At 32.6% G+C, this 1,778-nt stretch carries 2 protein-coding genes; both read right to left on the reverse strand.

The genetic code is table 11. From position 1 onward, the window contains the following. Positions 1-278 precede the first annotated feature (278 nt). Positions 279-1,151 carry a hypothetical protein gene (locus J4050_RS15095; RefSeq protein ID WP_208155450.1) on the reverse strand — a complete coding sequence of 291 codons (873 nt, stop codon included), beginning with the start codon at positions 1,149-1,151 and terminating at the stop codon, positions 279-281. A gap of 178 nt (positions 1,152-1,329) precedes the next feature. Further along, the gene (locus J4050_RS15100) at positions 1,330-1,647 is read right to left on the reverse strand and encodes a hypothetical protein (RefSeq protein ID WP_208155451.1); all 318 of its coding nucleotides are present in this window, start codon (positions 1,645-1,647) and stop codon (positions 1,330-1,332) included. Between the last annotated feature and the right edge of the window lie 131 nt (positions 1,648-1,778).

The following is a 1,778-nucleotide window of genomic DNA, read 5'->3' on the forward strand; positions in this document are numbered from 1 at the left end:
TGGCTCGAAGCCCGTCAAAGGGGATAATTCTGGTTTAATGACTAGAAGTAATTTGGTTTAACCCTGCAGATGAGAACACCTTGCTTTAAGGACGAGAGTGCTAAGCACGTAGTAATTAAAGTTCGCCTTTGGCGAATGTGTTCTCATCGGTCTCGTATAACCGTCAGTTACGGGTTTATATGCGTTAATTTTCGGTTAAGCACTGACGTTCGCAATTCCGAGTGGATTCGGACGTAGTCGAATCCGCCGTAATTGCGGTTATACATTGTTGGCTACAGTTATTTTTTTCCACTCCAATAATTTGTCGAAACAGGTAAAATTTCGTTATTCGGTCCTTTCATAAACATAAAAGGTAGGTCATTTTTCTTGTTTTTTTCCATAAACTCTTTTAATCCAAACTGAATTTCAATAATAGAATCAATAGTTTTTTCTAAAAGCCAAAATAAAATATATGATATTGATAAATCATATTCTTTGTTTAGTTTTCTTAGCTCACTGAAGTTCTTATTGAACTTGTTTGAAGCTAAAATTTTTGTCTTTACTTTCCCGTTGATTAATTCAATAGATAAAGAAGATTTTTCTCCATCTTTTCCAGAATGTATTAAATCAGACCTATGCTTATAAAGTCGTCCAATTAACTCACGGTCAAGTTTGTCAATAAGTTCACTGAAACTAGATTCGTGTAATTCATTTTTCGGGTCTCGAACTGATTGTGCTAGTTCATTCCATTTTAGTTTTTTATGGTTTTTTAAACTTAAAAAAGCTACTAAATTACTCACATAATCAAATGCTGAAATGGTGTGGAAAATAATACTGTCGAACAAAGCTGAAATATCAGACTTTCTATTCTCAAAATGAATTTGCATTGACATTTGACCATTTTCACTTTTGAATATCTCAGATAATTCTCTATCCAATGAACTTAGAAGGTTAACCAAGATATTTATATGAAGTCTAGTCGCTCTTAATCGATACAGAATATTATCTCTAAATTCATATATTTTACTATCCGTAAATTTAGAGTCCAAATAGAATTTATAGTCCATTCCAACCGCTATCATATTATTATTGATTGACTGGAATCCATCGCTCACTTTTTTCATTTCTGATTTTAAGTCAGTGATATTTTTATATGGTCTATTTTCTTGCAATTATCTGTTTTTTCTAATTGTAGCCAACGTGTTCGTGTAGGGCTCGTGGCGCTTTAGCGTTTGAGTGAGTTACACGGAATTTATTTAAGTTAAAGGTAAATAAATTTCAGTGTATTCAAAGCCATGAGCTTTACACGTTGTTATATACTGTTACGACAACGATGAACACGTTGTAGAACTAATTCTTTATTAAAAGTAATACTAATCCAGGGATTATCAATGACGTTAGAAATAGTACGAGTTTCAGATAATTATCTAATTTTCGTTTTCGAATCCAATTTACAACCATTGTTAACCAACTCAAGAATCCAATGAGTACAGCAATAGTAGAAAAGACCCTTGGGATGCTAAGTGAAAAAGAATCAATGTAATCCCTTGGGTTAGCACTCTCCTCTAAAACTTCGGTCAGGAATAAAAACCCAGAAATAATCATAAACAGTAGCGCCAGGACATGAAAAAGAATTAGCGCTATTTTTTTCATTTCCGATTTTTCCATAATGACTTAAAATTTTGATTGGGAGTAATTGTATATAACTGCAGGGTTAAACGTAGTTCTGCTTTGAGAATGAAAAGATAATAAATTCTTAAACAATAATTAGAGAAGGCGACTTCCTTATAATCTCTAAT

Origin of the sequence: Winogradskyella pelagia (genome assembly GCF_017581965.1) — a bacterium.
GTDB classification, from domain to species: domain Bacteria; phylum Bacteroidota; class Bacteroidia; order Flavobacteriales; family Flavobacteriaceae; genus Winogradskyella; species Winogradskyella pelagia.

Coding starts and splice junctions, on each gene's coding strand:
- J4050_RS15100 (WP_208155451.1), bottom strand. CDS start 1,647: ATGGAAAAATCGGAAATGAAAAAAATAGCGCTAATTCTTTTTCATGTC.